Below are 18257 nucleotides of genomic sequence, written 5' to 3'. Positions count from 1 at the left end.
GGTCCTCACTTCATCCAGTCGGGGGTGATGGGCAGGCCGTTGTGGTGGCGGTACTCCGCGATGGCCTTCAGGTTCTGCATCTCGAGCTGATGGCCGGGACCGAACATGTCCCAGAAGTCGCCGACCCAGACGGGACGGCCCTCGGGGGCGGTCTCCGGGTAGGGGTTGTGGTTGTAGAACGGGTGGCGGCAGTTGGTCCACAGCACCACCGAGCCGGGCTTGTTCAACACCGTCTGGGCGTCGACCACCCGCATCAGGTAGATCATCCAGAGGTGCTCACCCTGGTCCCATGCACAGTGGTAGTCCACCGTGCGGGCGTCGGCGTTGGCGACGGTGCGGGTGTAGATTGCGGTCTCTTCGCCCAGGCGGTCATAGGCCAGCCACAGGCCCGAGGAATCCACCGGAGTGAAACCCCGCAGGCTGTAGGTCCACTCTTCGAGACTGCGGGTGTCGGAGAGGTAGGCGAAGAGCTCGTCAGGTGGGCAGTCGATGTATTCGTTGACGGTGCAGTACTGGCCGAACACCTGATCGTGCGGATAGACCGAACGCATCATCTCCATGATGACCGGGGTGGCCTGCAAGCGTGAGCTGGTCTCGATTCTGGTGACGCCCTCCAGTGGCCCGGTGATGTCCTCGAGCGCAGGCAGTGACGTGGTCATGGATCTCCTCGGTGTGTCGGATGTGTTGCAGTGGTGGTGGTTCAGATGATGAAGGGGGCGAACGGCGGGATCTCGTCGGCGGAGCATTCGATGCTCACCACCGCTGGCCCGTCCACGGCCAGCGCCGCGGCGAGCGCAGCTGGTAGCCGGTCCATCTCGGAGACGTCGACCGAGGGCAGCCCGGGGAACATCGCTGCCAGGCCTGCGCCCAGATGACTCGGCCGGAACCGGTTGTAGCTGTAGTCATCCGGGAAGAAGAGTTGCTCGCGGGTGACGCACATGGCGTGCGCGTTGTTGTTCAGCAGGACGAAGGTGATCGGCAATCCGTATTCGCGGGCGGTGTGGATCTCACTGCCGTGCATGAAGAACGACCCGTCGCCGGCGATCACCACAGTGCGCCGCCCCCGGCCGAACGCGTGACCGACCGCCGCTCCGAAGCTGTATCCCATGCCGCCCATCCCGAGCGCCAGCACGAACCGCCCGTCCCTGCGGACCGGCAGGTCGTGGACGGCCGCGGCGCCGGTGTTGCCCGCATCGACCACGACGTCCACTCCGTCGGGCAGCGCCTCGTCCAATGCGCGCATCGCCTGCCGATACCGGATCCCGGGTCCCCGGTGGGCGGGCGTGCGAAGCCGGCGCGGCGCGGCGCGCGGGGCGGGGGCCGGAACTGGCTGCGGCAGAAGCGATGTGATCCCCCGCAATGCGGTGCGCAAATCGTGCGCGGGGGTGTGGTCGGCCGGGACATACGGCATCTGAGCACCGATCGACAGGGTGGGCACCTGAGCCAGCGCGTCCTCGAGCCCCGCGCGGGCTGTGGCCGCCAGGGGTGCCCCGACCAGCAGGCACAGCCCGCTGCGGCGCACCGCGTCGGGCACCGACGGATGCCCCATGACACCCGTGACGCCCAGCGTCGCGGTGCCCGCGGCGTCCTTGGCGTCGGGCTCCGTGGCCAGCTGTGCACCCAGTGCCAGGCGCAGCTGTTCCAACTCGGCCCGGGCGTCGTCGCGGCATACCTGCGCGCCGGCGAGGATCGTCACGGCCCCGGACGCCGCGCCGAGGTCGCGGGCCAGATCAGGCAGGTCAACCGATCCCGATCGGACCGCGGGCAGGGGTGCCGGCGTACCGGATGCGGCGCGGGTCTGCTGAATGTCTTTGGGCAGGAGCACAACGGCGGGGCCACCGGTGCGTGCCGCACTGACGGCACGTGCCAGAGCGGCCAATGTATCGGCGGGGTCGACGACGCGTTCACAGTGCAGAGAGACCGCCGAGAAGAGGGCATGCGCGTCCAGCGAGCCGTTGAGTCCGCTGGTGTCCTGGAAGCTGCCGCGACCGTCCCCGGTGCTGGGCGGTTGACCCACCAGAGCCAGGACGGGGATTCGGCTGGCCAGCGACTCCCCGAGCCCGGCAACCAGATTCAGCGACCCCCCGCCCGAGGTCGCCATCACCACGCCGAGTCCGGCGCCGGAGCGGCTGTACCCGTCGGCCATCGCCGCAGCGGAGAACTCGTGCTTGGCCAGGACGGCGGTGACGTCAGCGCGGTGGTGTGCCGCGTCGTAGAGATCCTCGATGTTCGCGCCGCCGACACCGAATACGTGTCGGACGCCGATCGAGGCGAGGTAATCGATGATCACACAGGTATTTACGCAAGGGGCGTCAAAAGTATTCGGTTTGTGGTTCAGGCCACCGCGGCGCTCACCCTCCGGATCACGTCCGCGGTGGCGGCGTCGTCGTGTACCGCTGCGCCCAACTGCGGCGCCGACGGAACCTGCACCCAGCTGGTGCACCCGCGGTATTCGGGCAACCGCGGTAGCCGGACCGGTTCGATGAGTGGAAAGACCTGCACCACAAGAACTGTCAGTCGGTGCTTGGGACGGAAGTCCAGCCGGTCCGCCTGGACCGAGGCCTCGGTCCAGATGTGGAGGTCGCCGATGTCGGCAAGCCCTTCGACGCGGTTGACGGCGACGGCGGCCGCGACGCGGGCTGCGGCCCGCAGGGTCACCTCGGTGTCGGTGCTGTCCGGACGCGCGGGTTCGAGCAGATCGTGGTGCTCGGGCCGGACCCGTTCGGCGTGACTGTGCGCGACGGTGGGGAACAACAGGAACTCCGGTGCGGCCACCTCGAAGCGTTTCTCACCGATGCCGCCCTTGCGGAGCAGCACCCGCTGGCGACCGTCGAGCATCGCATGGACAGCGGCCGACCACTCCTTGAGCGCGGCGGTCATCTGATGCGGTCGGCGATGCGCGCCCTGACCTCGGGGCGGCGCAGCGGCGGCACGGTCTTGGGAGGCTGACGGCGCGGCGGCAGCGCACCCAGCAGCCGTGCGGTGGTGGCGGCGACCTCGTTCACGGCGGTCTCGAAGGCCTCGGCCGTGGCCTCGTTAGGGCGCGTGATGCCGCTGACCTTGCGGACGTACTGGCGCGCCGCCGCCTCGATCTCTTCGGGCGTGGCTGCGGGATCGAGCCCGCGGAGCTCGGTGATGTTCCGGCACATGCCTCCACGATAGGCGCGAAAACGGCCCCGCTACGGTGAAGCGATGAGCGACGTGCTGCTGATCGACACCGAGGACCGCATTCGCACTCTGACACTGAACCGCCCGCAGGCGCGTAACGCGCTCTCGGCACAGTTGCGGCGCGAGTTCTTCGCCGCACTGGCCGACGCCGAGGCCGACGACGCCGTGGATGTCGTGATCGTGACCGGCGCCGACCCGGTGTTCTGCGCGGGGTTGGATCTCAAGGAACTCGGCGACACCACCGAGCTACCGGACATCTCGCCCAAGTGGCCTGCGATGGCCAAGCCCGTCATCGGTGCCATCAACGGCGCCGCCGTCACCGGCGGTCTGGAACTGGCCCTGTACTGCGACATCCTGATCGCCTCGGAGCAGGCGCGTTTCGCGGACACCCACGCCCGGGTGGGCCTGCTGCCGACCTGGGGCCTGAGCGTGCGGTTGCCGCAGAAGGTGGGCGTGGGGCTGGCCCGGCGGATGAGCCTGACCGGTGACTACCTGTCGGCGGCCGACGCACTGCGGGCAGGCCTGGTCACCGAGGTGGTGCCCCACGATCAGCTGCTGGGCGCGGCCCGCGCGGTGGCCGCGTCGATCGTCGGCAACAACCAGAAGGCGGTGCGTGCGCTGCTGGAGTCCTATCACCGCATCGACGGCGCATACACCGACGGCGCACTGTGGCTGGAGGCGGAAGCCGCCCGGGCCTGGATGCGCTCGACCTCCGGTGACGACATCGCCACCAGCCGCGCGTCCGTCATCGAACGCGGTCGCAGCCAGGTGCGGTAGCCCCTAGGACAACGCGGGCAACACCAGGTCGCGGTAGCGCTGCTTCATCGTGTTGATCACCATGGCGCCGTCGGTGGCCCACACCGCCTCGTTGAAGATTTCGACCTCGATGTCCCCGCGGTAGCCCGCGGCGTCCACCAGGGCGGTCACAGCACCGAAATCGATCACCCCGTCGCCCATCATCCCGCGCGACAACAGCGGGTCGGCGGCCATCGGAACCAGCCAGTCGCACACCTGATAGGAGCTGATGCGGCCTTGGGCGCCCGCTTCGGCAACCTGTTCGGCCAGGTCGGGATCCCACCACACGTGGAAGGTGTCCACGACGACGCCGACGGTGGCGGCGGGATACGGTGCCGCCAGGTCCAGCGCCTGGCGCAGGGTGGAGATCACCGCCCGATCGGCGCAGAACATCGGGTGCAGGGGTTCCAGCGCCAGCCGCACGTCGCGGGCGGCCGCATACGGCACCAGCTCGGCCAGCCGGTCGGCCACCCGGGCACGGGCGCCGGGCAGATCGCGGTCCACGACGCCGCCGACCACCATCACCAGCTCCGGAGCTCCCAGAGTGGCGGCCTCGTCGATGGCGCGCCGGTTGTCGTCCAGCGCGGCCGCGCCATCCGCAACGCCGGTCAGGAAGCCCCCTCGACACAACGAGGAGACGCGCAGCCCATGATCGCGGATCAGCTTGTCGGCCGCGTCCAGACCGGCTTCGGCGACCCGGTCGCGCCAGACCCCGATGGCAGGCAGCCCCGCGGCGGCACAGGCCTGCACCGCCTGCCGCAGGGTGAGGGTCTTGGTCGTCATCGTGTTCAACGACAACCGCGAGAACTCGCTCACGTGTGCACTCCGTTCACGGTGAGGAATGCGCGCATCCGCGCCACGGCCAGTTCGGGATCGGTCAACAGCCCGGCCCGGTCGGCGAGCACGAACGCCTGGACCAGATGCTGCACCGACCGCCCACTGCTGAGCCCGCCGACCATGGAGAACCCTGGCTGGTGCCCGTTCAGCCAGGCCAGGAACGCGACACCGGTCTTGTAGAACGATGTCGGCGCGGTGAAGATGTGACGCCCCAGCGCCTGCGTGGAATCCAGGATGTCGCGTGCGGTGGCGGGATCGCCGGCATCCAGGTGCTGCAGCGCCGTCGACGCCGCGGGGTAGATCGCGGCGAAGATGCCCAGCAGCGCATCGGAGTACCCCTGCTCGTCACCGAGGATGAGCTCCGGGTAGTTGAAGTCGTCACCGGTGTAGAGCCGGACCCCGGCGGGCAGGGCCCGCCGCAGGGCTATCTCGTGGGCGGCATCCAACAGCGAGACCTTGACGCCGTCCACCTTGTCGGCGTGTTCGCCGATCAGTTGTCGGAAAGTGGTTGTAGCGGCGTCGATGTCAGCGTCACCCCAGTAGCCGCGCAGCGCGGGATCGAACATGTCGCCCAGCCAGTGCAGGATCACCGGCTGGTCCGCGTCGGTCAACAGGTCGCCGTACACGCGCAGGTAGTCCGCGGGTGAGGTGGCGACTGCGGCCAGCGTCCGGGAGGCCATGATGATCACCCGGGCACCGGCGTCGCGCACCACGGCGATCTGTTCGCGGTACGCGTCGGTGATCACCGACAGTCCCCGCGCCCCGGAGGGGACGTCGGCCGGGTTCAGCTGATCGGTGCCCGCGCCGCAAGCCAGTCGGCCACCGGTGCCTGCGGCCTCCCGACCGGAGCGCCGGATCAGTTCCCGGGTGGCGGCCCAGTCCAGTCCCATGCCGCGCTGGGCGGTGTCCATGGCCTCGGCCACGCCCAGACCGTAGGACCACAACTCGTGGCGGTAGGCCATGGTGGTGTCCCAATCCAGGTCGGCCGGCACCCCGGGGGTGTTGTCGGCCAGCGGACGCGGGATGACATGTGCTGCGGCATAAGCGATCCGGGAGGTGATCGGCGCGTCGGGGTGTGTCCACGCCCGAGGCGCACCGACTGTGTGTCGGCGCAGTTCGCCGTCGATCGGGAGCTCCAGGGACAGTGCGATGGTGGCGGTCACAGCACGATCTCCGGCACCTCGAGGCGACGGCCTTCGGCTGAGCTGCGCAGCCCGAGTTCGGCCAGTTGCACGCCGCGGGCGGCCGAGAGCAGCCCGAACCGGTGCGGCCGCCCCGCCACCACGTCGCGCAGGAACTCCTCCCACTGGAGTTTGAACCCGTTGTCCAGGTCCGCGTTGGCCGGAACCTCCAGCCACTGGTCACGGAACTTCTCGGTGACGGGCAGATCGGGGTTCCACACCGGCTTCGGCGTGTGGGCCCGTTGCTGGGCCACACATTTGCGCAGGCCGGCCACCGCGGAGCCGTGGGTGCCGTCGATCTGGAATTCGACGAGCTCGTCACGGTAGACCCGGACCGCCCAGGACGAGTTGATCTGGGCGATGATGCCGCCTGCGATCTCGAAGATGCCGTAGGCGGCATCGTCGGCGGTGGCGGCATACGGCGCGCCGGATTCGTCCCACCGGGTCGGGATGTGGGTGACTGCCCGCGCCGTCACCGACTCGACCGCACCCAGGAGTCCTTCGAGCACGTAGTTCCAGTGGCAGAACATGTCCACGGCGATGCCGCCGCCGTCTTCGGCGCGGTAGTTCCAGCTGGGCCGCTGCGCGGGCTGACCATCGCCCTCGAAGACCCAGTAACCGAATTCACCACGCAGCGACAGGATGCGGCCGAAGAACCCCTCGTCGACCAGCCGCCGCAGCTTGACCAGACCGGGCAGATACAACTTGTCGTGCACCACGCCGGCCACCACCCCGGCGTTCTCTGCCATGCGCGCCAGTTCGATTGCCTCAGTGAGTGTTTCGGCAGTGGGCTTCTCGGTGTAGACATGCTTTCCGGCCTTGATGGCCGCCGAGAGCGCCTCCACCCGGCGCGAGGTCACCTGGGCATCGAAGTAGACGTCGATGGTCGGGTCGGCGATCACCGCGGTCAGGTCGGTGGTCCACTGTTCGACGCCGTGCTCGGCGGCCAGCTCGGCGATCTTGTCGGCGTTGCGGCCCACCAGGATCGGCTCGACGTCGACGCGGGTCCCGTCCTCGAGGGTCAGACCGGTGTCACGCAGCGGCAGGATCGAGCGGAGCAGGTGCTGGCGGTATCCCATCCGCCCGGTCACCCCGTTCATCGCGATCCGCAGAGTTCTCCGGGACGCACCGGATGCTGAAGTCATCGAAGTTCCTTTGTCTGTGAGCCGGCGGCAGACGAGGCCAGATCCGGCGAAGGCCGTGAGCAGGGGCGCACCGCGGCCGACGTTGGCAGCATGCGGTAAGCGCACTTCGGAATGCGCTTTCCACACTAGGTGCCCGACCTCACCTCGGTCAACCCCTCACGGGCCACCCGCATCACGTGACCCTGCGCGACGGCGTCGCACGACTCTCTTGTGCGACTCCCCGGCGCGGCGTCCGTCACCTGCAGCGATGCGCGCCAGGCCGCAGGGTCGTTGACACTGTGCGCTGCATCACGTTATGGTCGAGTCGCTTCGGAAAGCGCATTCCAGATCGGGTCCGGATTTCTTCAGCAGGCCCGTGTCACTGCGAACCAGAGGACATTCCATGTCATTGACCGCACCGGCCGGCGTGCGGCCCTCGGGGGCGTCCGCCTCGGAGCCCACGCCGCCGCGACGGCCCCGCGTCCCGCTGCCCACCTTCTCGGTGCGACGCACCGCTGCCGGCAGCTGGCGGCCTCTGCTGCTGGTGGCCGTACTGGTGGCCGGCTGGTGGGCGCTCACCGAGAACGAACTCGTCGCGCCGTACATCCTGCCCTCGCCCGGCGACACCTGGCGCGCCGCCTCCGAGAACGCCGCGTACCTGGCCGCGAACACCTGGGTGACCACCTGGGAGACCGTCATCGGGTTCGTGATCGCGGCCCTGGTGGGCGTTTTCGTCGCAGTGATGATGGTCTACTCGTCGAGTCTGGAGAAGACCGTCTACCCGTTGATCCTGTTCGCCCAGGTGATTCCCAAGATCGCCATCGCTCCCCTGTTCATCGTGTGGCTGGGCTTCGGGCCATCACCGAAGATCCTGGTGGCCGTGCTGATGGCCTTCTTCCCGATCGTCATCTCCGGGCTGGCCGGCCTGCGTTCGGTGGACCCCGAGATCCTTGAGTTGACCTCCACCATGGGCGCCAGCCGGTTCAAGACCTTCATGAAGATCCGGTTCCCCGCCTCGCTGCCGCAGCTGATGTCCGGGCTCAAGGTCGCGGCCACCCTGGCGGTCACCGGCGCCGTGGTCGGTGAGTTCGTCGGAGCCAACGAAGGTCTGGGCTATGTGATCCTGCAGGCCAACGGAAACCTGGACACCGCAATGCTGTTCGCCGCGCTGATCATCATGTCGATCCTCGGCATCGTCCTGTTCATGATCATCGAGATCGCCGAGAAGCTGCTGATCCCCTGGCACGCCTCCCGCCGTGTCACCAACTCGTCCTCCACCAACGCCGTCTGATCCACCCGTCCCGCTCACCCCTTGAGGAGACCCACCATGACTGTCTTCCGCACGCGCGCCAGAGCCGCGCTGGCCGCCACCACCGCCATGCTGACGCTGGCCGCCTGTGGCGGCGGCGGCACCAGCAACGGGCCTGCCGAGAACTCCCCCGCCGCCGAGGGCGCGCAGGGCTCGACCCCCGTGACACTGATGCTCAACTGGTACCCCTACGGCGAGCACGCCCCGCTCTACTACGGACTCAAAGAAGGCATCTTCGCCGAGCACGGCATCGACCTGACCATCGACGGCGGACAGGGATCCACCAGGACCGCCCAAGCCGTCGGCGGCCAGCAGGTCGACTTCGGCTGGTCCGACACCGCCGCTGTGCTGAGCAACATCGACCAGGGCGTCGACATCAAGAGCGTCGGGGTCTTCCTGCAGACCACCCCGTCGGCGGTCCAGGTGTTCGCCGATTCCGGCATCGAGGAGCCCGCCGACCTGGCCGGGCGCACCATTGCGGTATCTGCCGGTGACGCGCCCACCACCACCTTCCCGATGTTTCTCGCCGACGTGGGCCTCAACCCGGACGAGATCAACCAGCAGAACCTGGATTCCGCCGGCAAGATGGCCGCGCTGCTGGCCGGCCGGGTGGACGGCCTGATCGGCTTCGCGCACGACCAGGGCCCGAACCTGGCCAACAAGAGCGGGCGCGAGATGCGGTACTTCCGCTACTCCGACGCCGGGCTGAACTTCTTCAGCAACGGCCTGATCGCCCACAGCTCCACCATCGAGAACGACCCGGAGCTGGTGCAGGCCATGCTGGATGCCACCAGTGAGTCCTACGCCGCGGCCATCGAGAATCCCGAAGCCGCCGCGGCAGCCATGGTGGGCGTCGATCCCCAGACGCCGCCGGAGAACGTGCTGTTGCAGCAGTGGGAACAGACCATCCCGCTGCTGAGCACGCCGGCCACCGAGGGCAAGGCCCCGGGTACCAACGCCGAGGAGGACTGGACCTCCACGATCGCCACCCTCAGCGAGGCCGGTCTGCTGGAGAGCGCGAAAGACCCCGCCGAATACTGGGCGTCGACGTTCGTGCCCAACGGTGGACAGTAAGGAGCACCGGGACATGACCACGGCAAGCATCGCCCCGCCGGGCACCACCGTCACCGCCGACACCATCTCGATCGAGAACCTCACGGTGACGTTCTCGTCCAAGCGGGGCACCACCACCGCACTCGACGACATCGACCTGCGGGTGGGCGAGGGCGAATTCGTCACCATCGCGGGCCCGTCCGGCTGCGGCAAGTCGACGCTGCTGAAGGTGGTCGCCGGGTTGACCGACGCCACCGCAGGTGACGTCCGCCTGCGCGGCAAGCAGGTACGTGGCCCGCAGCGCGAGATCGGCTACGTCTTCCAGCGCGCCGCGCTCCTGGAATGGCGCTCGGTGCGCAAGAACATCCTGCTGCAGGCCGAGATGCGCGGCATGCCCAGGGCGCTGGCACAGCAACGTTGTGACCACCTTTTGGCGATGACCGGTCTCACCGGATTCGAAAACGCACTGCCCCACGAACTCTCGGGCGGCATGCAACAACGGGTGTCGCTGTGCCGGGCGCTGCTGCACCAACCGCAGGTGCTGCTGATGGACGAGCCCTTCGGCGCTCTCGACGCGCTGACCCGCGAGAAGATGAACATCGAACTGCACCGGATCTGGCGTGAGACGGGCACCACCGTGGTGCTGGTGACCCATTCGGTGGCCGAAGCGGTGTACCTGGCCAACCGGGTGGTGGTGATGAGCCCCCGCCCGGGCCGGATCGTCGAGACCATCGACGTGGACCTGCCTGCCGAGCGCAACTATGCCGAGACAATGGAACGGCCTGAATTCATCACGGTGGCCAACCGGGTTCGCGACCTGCTCGGCAGTTCGTCCGCCGCCGACTGATCCGGTTCCTCAGCTCGACGATTCGCCCGGTGTGCCCCGCACACCGGGCGAGTCCGTTTCTGCCGCCGGGCTACGACGTGCCGCCCACCAGCCAGCGCCCCGACACCGTTCGCCAGCCGACGAACAACAGACGCAGCACCATGAACAGACTCAGACCCGACCAGATGCCGAACAGCCCCCACCCGTAGGCCAGAGACAGCCAGATGGGCGGCAGGAACCCCAGCAGCGCGCTGGCCAGCGTCGCGTTACGCATGAACTTCGCGTCGCCGGCGCCGAGCAGCACGCCGTCCAGCGCGAACACGATGCCCGCCACCGGCAACTGGGCCACCAGGAACCACCACGGCACGGAGACGGCGCTCAGCACCGCGGCATCGTCGGTGAACAGTCGGGGCACCACCGTGGACCCCAGTGCGAAAGCCCCGGCCAGGGCGGCAGCAGCTACCGTCGAGAACACCGTCACCCGCCAGGCCACCGTCTTGGCGTGTGGCAGATGTCCCGCGCCCAGGGCCGCGCCGACCAGTGACTGCGCGGCGATCGCCAGCGAATCGAGAAGCAGCGCAAGGAAACTCCACAGTTGCAGCACCACCTGGTGGGCGGCCACCGAGGCCGCGCCGAAGCGTGCGGCCACCGCGGCCGCCGAGACGAAGCAGGCCTGGAACGCCAGGCTTCGGATCAGCAGATCACGGCCCATGGCCAGTTGTGTGGGCAGCACCGCGACGTCGACCCGTAGCGACACCCGCTCCACCAGCAACGCCCGGCAGAACAGCAGCGCCGCCAGCCACTGGCCCACCAGATTGGCCACCGCCGACCCTTCGAGTTCCCATCGCGGGAAACCCAGCCAGCCGTAGACCAGCAGTGGGCACAGCAGGGCAGAGACCACGAAGCCGGCGATGACATACCGCAGGGGGCGCACGGTGTCCTGCACGCCGCGCATCCAACCGTTGCCGGCCAACGAGATCAGGATGGCCGGGGCGCCCAGAATGGCGATTCGCAACCACGGCAATGCGGCGTCCGCGATGCCGTCGCTGCCCGCGATCGCGGTCACGATGGGCACCGCGGCGGCCTGCACCACAGCGATGATCAGCAGGCCGAGCCCGATGGCCAACCAGGTGGCCTGCACGCCCTCGCGCACCGCGGCACCGCGGTCACCCGCACCGTAGAAGCGGGCGGCGCGAGCCGTGGTCCCGTACGACAGGAAGGTGCCCTGGGAGGCCACCAGTCCGAGAACCAGGCCACCGATGGCCAGCCCCGCCAATGCCAGGGCACCGAGGCGACCGACCACCGCGATGTCGAACAACAGGTACAGCGGCTCCGCGGCGAGCACGCCCAGCGCAGGCAGCGCCAGCCCCGCGATGGTGCGACTGGTGGGCGGCGGCGGAGTGGTGTCAGCCAAGTGCAGCGCGGAGGTCGGCGATCACCTGGTCTGCCGGGCCGGTGGCCGAGTAGCCCGCCGCCTGCCGGTGCCCGCCCCCGCCGAAGCCGGTGGCCACCGGTGTGAGATCAAAAGCCTTGGCGCGCATGGACACCGACCAGTGCTCGGGCTCGATCTCCTTGAAGACCGCAGCCACCTCGGCCTGCGCAGTGGTACGGACGATATCGACGATGCTCTCGATCTCCTCAGGCCGCGCCGCCGCCCACTCCTGGTGCGCCACCACGGTGTAGACCAGCCCACGGCCGCCGAGCGCGTCACTGCACAACTGCGCAGTCGACAACACCCGCGACAACATGGGCAACCACGCGAACGGGTGGGTATCCAGCAGAGTCCGGCTGATGGCGGCGTTGTCGACGCCGAGTTCCACCAGGCGGGCGGCCAGTCGGTGCGCGCGGGCGCTGGCCCAGCGGAACGACCCGGTGTCGGTGGTCAGACCGGCGTAGAGACAGTGCGCCACGGGACCGTCGATCGGCAATCCCCACGCGTCGAGCAGCTCGGCCACCAGCATCGTGGTGGAATCCGCCGACGGGTCGACGTAGTTGGCCGTGCCGAACAGCTGGTTGGACGCGTGGTGGTCGATGACCAGCACCGGGACCTCGGGGTCGGCCAGCACGTCCTGCAGGCCACCGAGCCGGTTCGGGCTGGGGATGTCGACGGTCACCACCAGGTCGGGGTGTGGATCCACCTCCGCCGGGCTGACCAGTAGGTCTCCGCCGGGCAGCGTCCGCAGTGAGTCCGGCAGCGCGGCAGGCGCCGCGAAGCTCACCTGGACACGCTTACCGCGCCCGTCGAGCACCTGCGCCAGCGCCAGCCCCGCGCCGATGGTGTCGGCATCGGGGAAGATGTGGCACACCACCACGACCCTGTGCGCGTGGGACAGCACCTCGACGGCACCCTCGGCGCCCACGCGCCGACCGATCAGATTCTGGTCAGTCTTCGGGTCGATTGCGGTCACCGGCGTCCTCAGGTCGCTCTGGAACTTCTGCCCGCCCCCGGTCTTCGTCCTCCCCCGGTACACGGTACGGGTCGGCCTCGCCGGCCGGCGTCGCACCCTCCCGGGCCCGCGCCACCTCGGCGTCGGCCGCCCTTGCCCGGGCCAGCAGCTCCTCCATGTGAGCTGCGGCCTCGGGCACAGTGTCCAGCACGAAGGACAGCGTCGGGGTGTACCGGACACCGGTCCCGGCACCGACCTTCGTGCGCAGGACACCCTTGGCGCGGTCGAGCGCCGCAGCGGCGCCCGCCACGTCCGGAGCATCGTCGAGGCTCTGCCCCCGCACGGTGTAGTACACGGTGGCGTCGTGGAGGTCTCCGGTGACCTTCGTGTCCGTGACGGTCACGAAGGCCAGCCGGGGATCCTTGATCTCGTACTCGATCGCCGAGGCGACGATGGTGGAGATGCGCTTGGCGAGACGCCGTGCGCGTGCTGGATCAGCCACTACGTGCGGGCCTTCTCGACCAGCTCGTACGTCTCCACCACGTCACCTTCCTTGATGTCGCTGTAGGTCAACGTCAGACCGCACTCGTAGCCCTCGCGCACCTCGGTGGCGTCGTCCTTCTCCCGCTTGAGCGAGGACACCGTGAGGTTCTCGGCCACCACCACGTTGTCGCGCAGCAGGCGGGCCTTGGCGTTGCGCCGCATGATGCCCGACTGCACGAGGCAACCGGCGATGTTGCCGACCTTGGACGACCGGAAGATGGCCCGGATCTCGGCGCGGCCCAGCTCCTTCTCTTCGTAGATCGGCTTGAGCATGCCCTTGAGCGCAGCCTGGATCTCGTCGATGGCCTGGTAGATCACCGAGTAGTACCGGATCTCCACCCCGTCGCGGTTGGCCAGCTCGGTGGCCTTGCCCTCGGCGCGGACGTTGAAGCCGATGATGATGGCATCCGACGCCGACGCCAGGTTGACGTTGGTCTCGGTGACACCGCCGACGCCGCGATCGATGACGCGCAGTTCCACCTCGTCGTCGATCTCGATACCCAGCAGGGCTTCCTCGAGCGCCTCCACGGTGCCGGAGTTGTCGCCCTTGAGGATCAGGTTCAGCTGTGAAGTCTCCTTCAATGCCGAATCCAGGTCCTCCAGGCTGATCCGCTTGCGGCTGCGGGCCGCCAGCGCGTTGCGCTTGCGGGCACTTCGCCGGTCGGCGATCTGGCGGGCGATGCGGTCCTCGTCGACAACCAGCAGGTTGTCACCGGCACCAGGCACCGACGTGAAGCCGATGACCTGGACCGGACGCGACGGCAGCGCCTCTTCGACGTCGGCGCCGTGCTCGTCGACCATGCGGCGCACGCGGCCATAGGCATCGCCGGCCACCACCGAGTCGCCGACCCGCAGCGTGCCGCGCTGGATGAGCACGGTGGCCACCGGGCCACGGCCACGGTCGAGGTGCGCCTCGATCGCGACGCCCTGAGCTTCCATGTCCGGGTTGGCCCGCAGATCCAGCGACGCATCGGCGGTCAACAGCACCGCTTCCAACAGCGCATCGATGTTGGTGCCCTGCTTGGCGGAGATGTCGACGAACATGGTGTCGCCGCCGTACTCCTCAGCCACCAGGTTGTACTCGGTGAGCTGGGCCCGGATCTTGCTCGGGTCGGCGCCTTCCTTGTCGATCTTGTTGACCGCCACCACGATCGGCACGTCGGCCGCCTGCGCGTGGTTGATGGCCTCCACCGTCTGCGGCATCACGCCGTCGTCGGCCGCCACCACGAGGATCGCGATGTCGGTGGCCTTCGCACCACGGGCACGCATGGCGGTGAACGCCTCGTGACCAGGGGTGTCGATGAAGGTGACCAGGCGCTCGTTGCCATCCAGCTCGGTGAGGACCTGGTAGGCGCCGATGTGCTGGGTGATGCCGCCGGCCTCGCCCTCGCGGACGGTGGCGTTGCGGATGGTGTCGAGCAGGCGGGTCTTGCCGTGGTCGACGTGACCCATGACGGTGACCACCGGCGGGCGGAACTCGAGGTCCTCTTCGCCGCCCTCGTCCTCGCCGTAGGTGAGATCGAACGACTGCAGCAGCTCGCGGTCCTCGTCTTCCGGGGAGACGACCTGGACGACGTAGTTCATCTCGCTGCCCAGCAGTTCCAGCGTGGAATCGTCCACCGACTGCGTGGCGGTGACCATCTCACCGAGGTTGAACAGCGCCTGCACCAGCGACGCCGGGTTGGCGTTGATCTTGTCGGCGAAATCGCTCAGCGACGCGCCGCGGGCCAACCGGATGGTCTCGCCATTGCCGTGCGGCAACCGCACACCACCGACGACCGGGGCCTGCATGTTCTCGTATTCGGCCCTCTTCGCGCGCTTCGACTTGCGACCGCGGCGAGGGGCGCCGCCGGGACGGCCGAAGGCACCTGCGGCACCGCCGCGCTGACCGGGACGACCACCGCCGCCACCAGGACGACCGCGGAAACCACCTGCGGCTCCTGCGCCACCACCGGCACCTGCACCCGCGCCGGCACCGCCGCCGCGGTAGTTACCGCCGCCACCGGCACCGCCGGGACGACCGCCACCACCGGCACCGGGACGGGGCCCGCCGCCGGGGCGGGGCCCCGGACGCGGTCCGCGGGCTCCGGGCGCACCGGTGGCCGGACGCGGGGGCATGTTGCCGGGCGTGGCCCGGGTGCCACCGGGACGCGGGCCACCTGGGCCTGCGCCGGGACGTGCCTGTGGGCGCGGAGCCGGACGATCCACCGGCTGTTGCGATGAGAAGGGGTTGTTGCCCACCCGCGGGGGACGCGGAGCGCCGGGCTTGGGTCCGCCGCTCTGCGGTTGGGCAGGCCGGGGTCCGGGGGTCGGCGCAGGGCCGGGCCGGGCACCGGGGGTCGGCGCGGGGCCAGGTCGGGCAGCCGGAGCCGCGGGAGCAGCGCTGGCGGCGGGAGCCTGGGGGGCGGCAGGGGGAGCCGGCGGCGCCGCGGGTGCGGGCGCCGCAGGAGCGGGTGCCGCCGGCGGGGCGCTCTGTGCCACCGGGGCCGGGGCAGCCGGCTTGGGGGCGCTGGGCCTGGGACCGGGTACCGGCGAGCCGGAGCCGCCGTTGCCGGCGGGACGGCCGTTGGCCGCGGCCGGCTTGGGCGCGGTAGCGCTGTCGGAGGACGTATTGCCGCCGAGTGATTCACGAAGACGGCGCGCGACGGGTGCTTCCACCGTCGACGACGCCGATTTGACGAACTCGCCCTGCTCTTTCAGCTTCGCGAGCAAATCCTTACTGGTGACACCGAGTTCCTTAGCCAACTCGTGCACGCGGGCCTTACCTGCCACTACATCTCCTGTCTGGAGGCGACAGCGGTGGTTGGCGCCGCGCCTCGGGTTTAGCTATGACGCATGGTCATCGGGACTTCACGGTGTGCTCATGTTCTTCGCTACCTGTTCTCTTGCCCGGGTGACCTCGCACTGACGTGCTCGGCCACCGCGGAGGTGTCCAATGGACCGCTGATCCGCAGCGCTCGGACGAATGCTCGCCGTCGAATCGCTGCCTCCACACATTGCAGATCGGGATGCAACCAAGCACCCCGCCCCGGAAGGTTACCGGCGGTGTCAACGATCACCGCGGGGACATCTGTTCCCGTGTCGTTCGTTCGAAACCCCGCCACCACCCGAAGCAGTTCGACGGCCAACTCTCGCTTCCGGCACCCGACACACGTCCGAACCGGGTGGTGCTTTCCCTCGGGGAGGGATTCCGGTTGTCGGGTGTCGGCGACGGAAATCTCGCGCTGGATCACGGCTCAGTCTACCGTCACCGTCGGCTGCCTCTAAATCAGCCGGGCAGGCCGGTCCGATCAGCGCGGATGCGGCGCGTCGTGCGAACGCCGGGGTGGATGCTGACCGTCGCCGGGGTGGTCTGCGTCCGGCGCAGCGTCGCTGCGGATGTCGATCCGCCATCCCGTCAGTCGGGCGGCCAGGCGGGCATTCTGCCCCTCCTTGCCGATCGCCAGCGACAGCTGGAAGTCGGGCACCACCACCCGCGCGGCACGGGCCGCGGCGTCGATGACGGTCACCGACACCACCTTCGCCGGGGACAGCGCGTTGGCCACGAACCGGGCCGGATCCTCGTCGAAGTCGATGATGTCGATCTTCTCGCCGGACAACTCGCTCATGACGTTGCGCACCCGCTGCCCCATCGGCCCGATGCAGGCGCCCTTGGCGTTGAGGCCCGGCAGCCGGGAGGCGACGGCGATCTTGGAGCGGTGGCCGGCCTCGCGGGCCACGGCCACGATCTCGACGGAGCCGTCGGCGATCTCGGGTACCTCCATCGAGAAGAGTTTGCGCACCAGGTTCGGGTGCGTGCGCGACAGCCTGATCTGCGGCTCGCGGGCTCCGCGGGTGACGCCGAGGACGAAGCAGCGCAGCCGGTCGCCGTGTTCGTAACGCTCCCCGGGGACCTGTTCGGATGCCGGGATGATCCCTTCGGAGTACTTCGTCTCACTGCCCATCCTCAGCACGACCTCCCCGCGCGCGTTGGCGCGGGCGTCGCGCTGGATGACGCCGTTGACGATGTCTCCTTCGCGGGCGGAGAACTCGCCGTAGATCTTCTCGTTCTCGGCGTCGCGGAACCGCTGCAGCATCACCTGCCGGGCGGTGGTGGCCGCCACCCGGCCGAACCCCTCCGGGGTGTCGTCCCACTCGCTGATCACCTGTCCGTCCGCGTCGTGCTCCCGCGCCATCACCTTGACCTCACCGGTCTTGCGGTCGATGTCGATGGTGGCGTCGGCGGAGTGGCCCTCGGTGTGCCGGTAGGCGGTCAGCAGCGCCGACTTGATGGTCTCGAGGAGTTCTCCTGCGGGAATGCCGCGGTCGACCTCGATGGCATGCAGCGCGGCCATGTCGATGTTCATGTTCCGGCCTCCGTTCCAGCCTGGCCGACCAGGTCCAGCTCTTGCTGGCTGGGCGGCGAAAAATCTACTTGTACAACAGCTTTCGCAACATCAGCGAGTTCGACCTCGCGAACGGACCAGCGGGCGGCACCCTTGCTTCCCGCGGCCACCACCAACCGCAGGGTCCCGGCCTGCACACCGGCGATCCGCCCCATGACCTGCGAACCGTCACTCAGCTGCAGCTCCACCCGGCGGCCGTGGGCCCGCCGGAAGTGCTTCTCGGTGCTCAGCGGCCGGTCCACGCCCGGCGAGCTCACCTCCAGCACGTAGGGGTCGGACGCGTCCGCCAGGGTGTCGAGCAGCTGCGAAGCCGTGCGCGACAAGTCGGCGACGGTGTCGAGATCCAGCGGGCTTTCGCCATCGGCGATCACGACGATCCGCGCCGGGTTCGACGCGCCGTCCACCCGCACGTCCTCGATCTCGTAACCGGCACGGAGGAACTCAGCGCCGAGCAGCTCGATCACCTGGGGCGGTGAAGGCAGTCCCCTGGACCGCTCGGTCACGGCGAGCTCCTCATCTTGAGTTGTCCGGTCAGTTCGTTCCAGCGCGTCCGCCCGGCCTCCAGTGGCGCCGAGCCAGCCATTCACGATACGCCAGGACACCGGTGCACAAACCCAAACGGCCTCCCGCGAGGTCGCGGGAGGCGGAT

General features: G+C 69.1%; 18 protein-coding genes. 4 read left to right on the top strand and 14 right to left on the bottom strand.

Features of this window, described 5'->3' with window-relative positions:
• Positions 1–5 precede the first annotated feature (5 nt).
• From G6N58_RS20460 to G6N58_RS20445, 4 genes are read right to left on the bottom strand one after another with little or no spacing between them, the layout of a single operon-like run.
• A complete protein-coding gene (locus G6N58_RS20460; protein WP_163908300.1) occupies positions 6–659 on the bottom strand; it encodes a DUF8713 domain-containing protein in 654 nt (217 codons plus the stop codon).
• 41 nt (positions 660–700) lie between these two features.
• A complete protein-coding gene (locus G6N58_RS20455; protein WP_232067942.1) occupies positions 701–2290 on the bottom strand; it encodes a thiamine pyrophosphate-binding protein in 1590 nt (529 codons plus the stop codon).
• Between the two features lie 44 nt (positions 2291–2334).
• The gene (locus G6N58_RS20450; protein ID WP_115277493.1) at positions 2335–2880 is read right to left on the bottom strand and encodes a DUF1802 family protein; all 546 of its coding nucleotides are present in this window, start codon (positions 2878–2880) and stop codon (positions 2335–2337) included.
• The gene (locus G6N58_RS20445; RefSeq protein ID WP_115277494.1) at positions 2877–3149 is read right to left on the bottom strand and encodes a DUF2277 domain-containing protein; all 273 of its coding nucleotides are present in this window, start codon (positions 3147–3149) and stop codon (positions 2877–2879) included. The genes G6N58_RS20450 and G6N58_RS20445 overlap by 4 nt, the downstream gene beginning before the upstream one ends.
• A gap of 43 nt (positions 3150–3192) precedes the next feature.
• On the opposite strand from G6N58_RS20445, the gene G6N58_RS20440 reads away from it, so the two are divergent.
• Entirely contained in the window at positions 3193–3945 is a 753-nt protein-coding gene (locus tag G6N58_RS20440) for an enoyl-CoA hydratase (RefSeq protein WP_068916434.1), read from the top strand.
• A 3-nt stretch (positions 3946–3948) separates the two neighbouring features.
• On the opposite strand, the gene G6N58_RS20435 is transcribed toward G6N58_RS20440, so the two are convergent.
• From G6N58_RS20435 to G6N58_RS20425, 3 genes are read right to left on the bottom strand one after another with little or no spacing between them, the layout of a single operon-like run.
• A complete protein-coding gene (locus G6N58_RS20435; protein WP_115277495.1) occupies positions 3949–4779 on the bottom strand; it encodes a sugar phosphate isomerase/epimerase family protein in 831 nt (276 codons plus the stop codon).
• Complete coding sequence (locus G6N58_RS20430; RefSeq protein WP_163908298.1) at positions 4776–5963, bottom strand: dihydrodipicolinate synthase family protein; 1188 nt, start codon at positions 5961–5963, stop codon at positions 4776–4778. Before G6N58_RS20430 ends, G6N58_RS20435 begins: the two co-directional genes overlap by 4 nt.
• Entirely contained in the window at positions 5960–7126 is a 1167-nt protein-coding gene (locus G6N58_RS20425; protein ID WP_068916432.1) for a Gfo/Idh/MocA family protein, read from the bottom strand. The genes G6N58_RS20430 and G6N58_RS20425 overlap by 4 nt, the downstream gene beginning before the upstream one ends.
• Before the next feature lie 382 nt (positions 7127–7508).
• On the opposite strand from G6N58_RS20425, the gene G6N58_RS20420 reads away from it, so the two are divergent.
• From G6N58_RS20420 to G6N58_RS20410, 3 genes are read left to right on the top strand one after another with little or no spacing between them, the layout of a single operon-like run.
• Positions 7509–8396: an ABC transporter permease gene (locus G6N58_RS20420; RefSeq protein ID WP_115277496.1), complete on the top strand. Its 888-nt coding sequence runs from the start codon at positions 7509–7511 to the stop codon at positions 8394–8396.
• A 36-nt stretch (positions 8397–8432) separates the two neighbouring features.
• Positions 8433–9488 (top strand): ABC transporter substrate-binding protein, encoded by a 1056-nt coding sequence (locus G6N58_RS20415; RefSeq protein ID WP_115277497.1) that lies wholly within the window; start codon positions 8433–8435, stop codon positions 9486–9488.
• A 13-nt stretch (positions 9489–9501) separates the two neighbouring features.
• Complete coding sequence (locus G6N58_RS20410; RefSeq protein ID WP_115281382.1) at positions 9502–10314, top strand: ABC transporter ATP-binding protein; 813 nt, start codon at positions 9502–9504, stop codon at positions 10312–10314.
• Between the two features lie 70 nt (positions 10315–10384).
• Here the strand turns inward: G6N58_RS20410 and G6N58_RS20405 are convergent, their stop codons facing one another.
• From G6N58_RS20405 to rimP, 7 genes are all read right to left on the bottom strand, one after another.
• Positions 10385–11707 carry an MATE family efflux transporter gene (locus G6N58_RS20405; RefSeq protein WP_232067941.1) on the bottom strand — a complete coding sequence of 441 codons (1323 nt, stop codon included), beginning with the start codon at positions 11705–11707 and terminating at the stop codon, positions 10385–10387.
• Positions 11700–12701, bottom strand: a complete 1002-nt coding sequence (locus G6N58_RS20400; protein ID WP_115277499.1) for a DHH family phosphoesterase — start codon at positions 12699–12701, stop codon at positions 11700–11702. The genes G6N58_RS20405 and G6N58_RS20400 overlap by 8 nt, the downstream gene beginning before the upstream one ends.
• Positions 12676–13182, bottom strand: coding sequence for a 30S ribosome-binding factor RbfA (gene rbfA / locus G6N58_RS20395; RefSeq protein ID WP_068916427.1), 507 nt, complete (start codon positions 13180–13182; stop codon positions 12676–12678). Before rbfA ends, G6N58_RS20400 begins: the two co-directional genes overlap by 26 nt.
• On the bottom strand, positions 13182–15995 hold the full coding sequence (gene infB, locus G6N58_RS20390; protein ID WP_115277500.1) for a translation initiation factor IF-2: 2814 nt from the start codon (positions 15993–15995) through the stop codon (positions 13182–13184). The genes rbfA and infB overlap by 1 nt, the downstream gene beginning before the upstream one ends.
• Positions 15996–16096: 101 nt before the next feature.
• The gene (locus G6N58_RS30845; RefSeq protein WP_232068125.1) at positions 16097–16327 is read right to left on the bottom strand and encodes a YlxR family protein; all 231 of its coding nucleotides are present in this window, start codon (positions 16325–16327) and stop codon (positions 16097–16099) included.
• A gap of 186 nt (positions 16328–16513) precedes the next feature.
• A complete protein-coding gene (nusA, locus tag G6N58_RS20380) occupies positions 16514–17569 on the bottom strand; it encodes a transcription termination factor NusA (RefSeq protein WP_068916425.1) in 1056 nt (351 codons plus the stop codon).
• Positions 17566–18111, bottom strand: a complete 546-nt coding sequence (gene rimP, locus G6N58_RS20375; RefSeq protein ID WP_115277501.1) for a ribosome maturation factor RimP — start codon at positions 18109–18111, stop codon at positions 17566–17568. The genes nusA and rimP overlap by 4 nt, the downstream gene beginning before the upstream one ends.
• Positions 18112–18257: the final 146 nt, after the last annotated feature.

The organism is Mycolicibacterium tokaiense (assembly GCF_010725885.1).
GTDB lineage: Bacteria > Actinomycetota > Actinomycetes > Mycobacteriales > Mycobacteriaceae > Mycobacterium > Mycobacterium tokaiense.
This window is presented reverse-complemented; position numbering and strand designations above follow the sequence as displayed.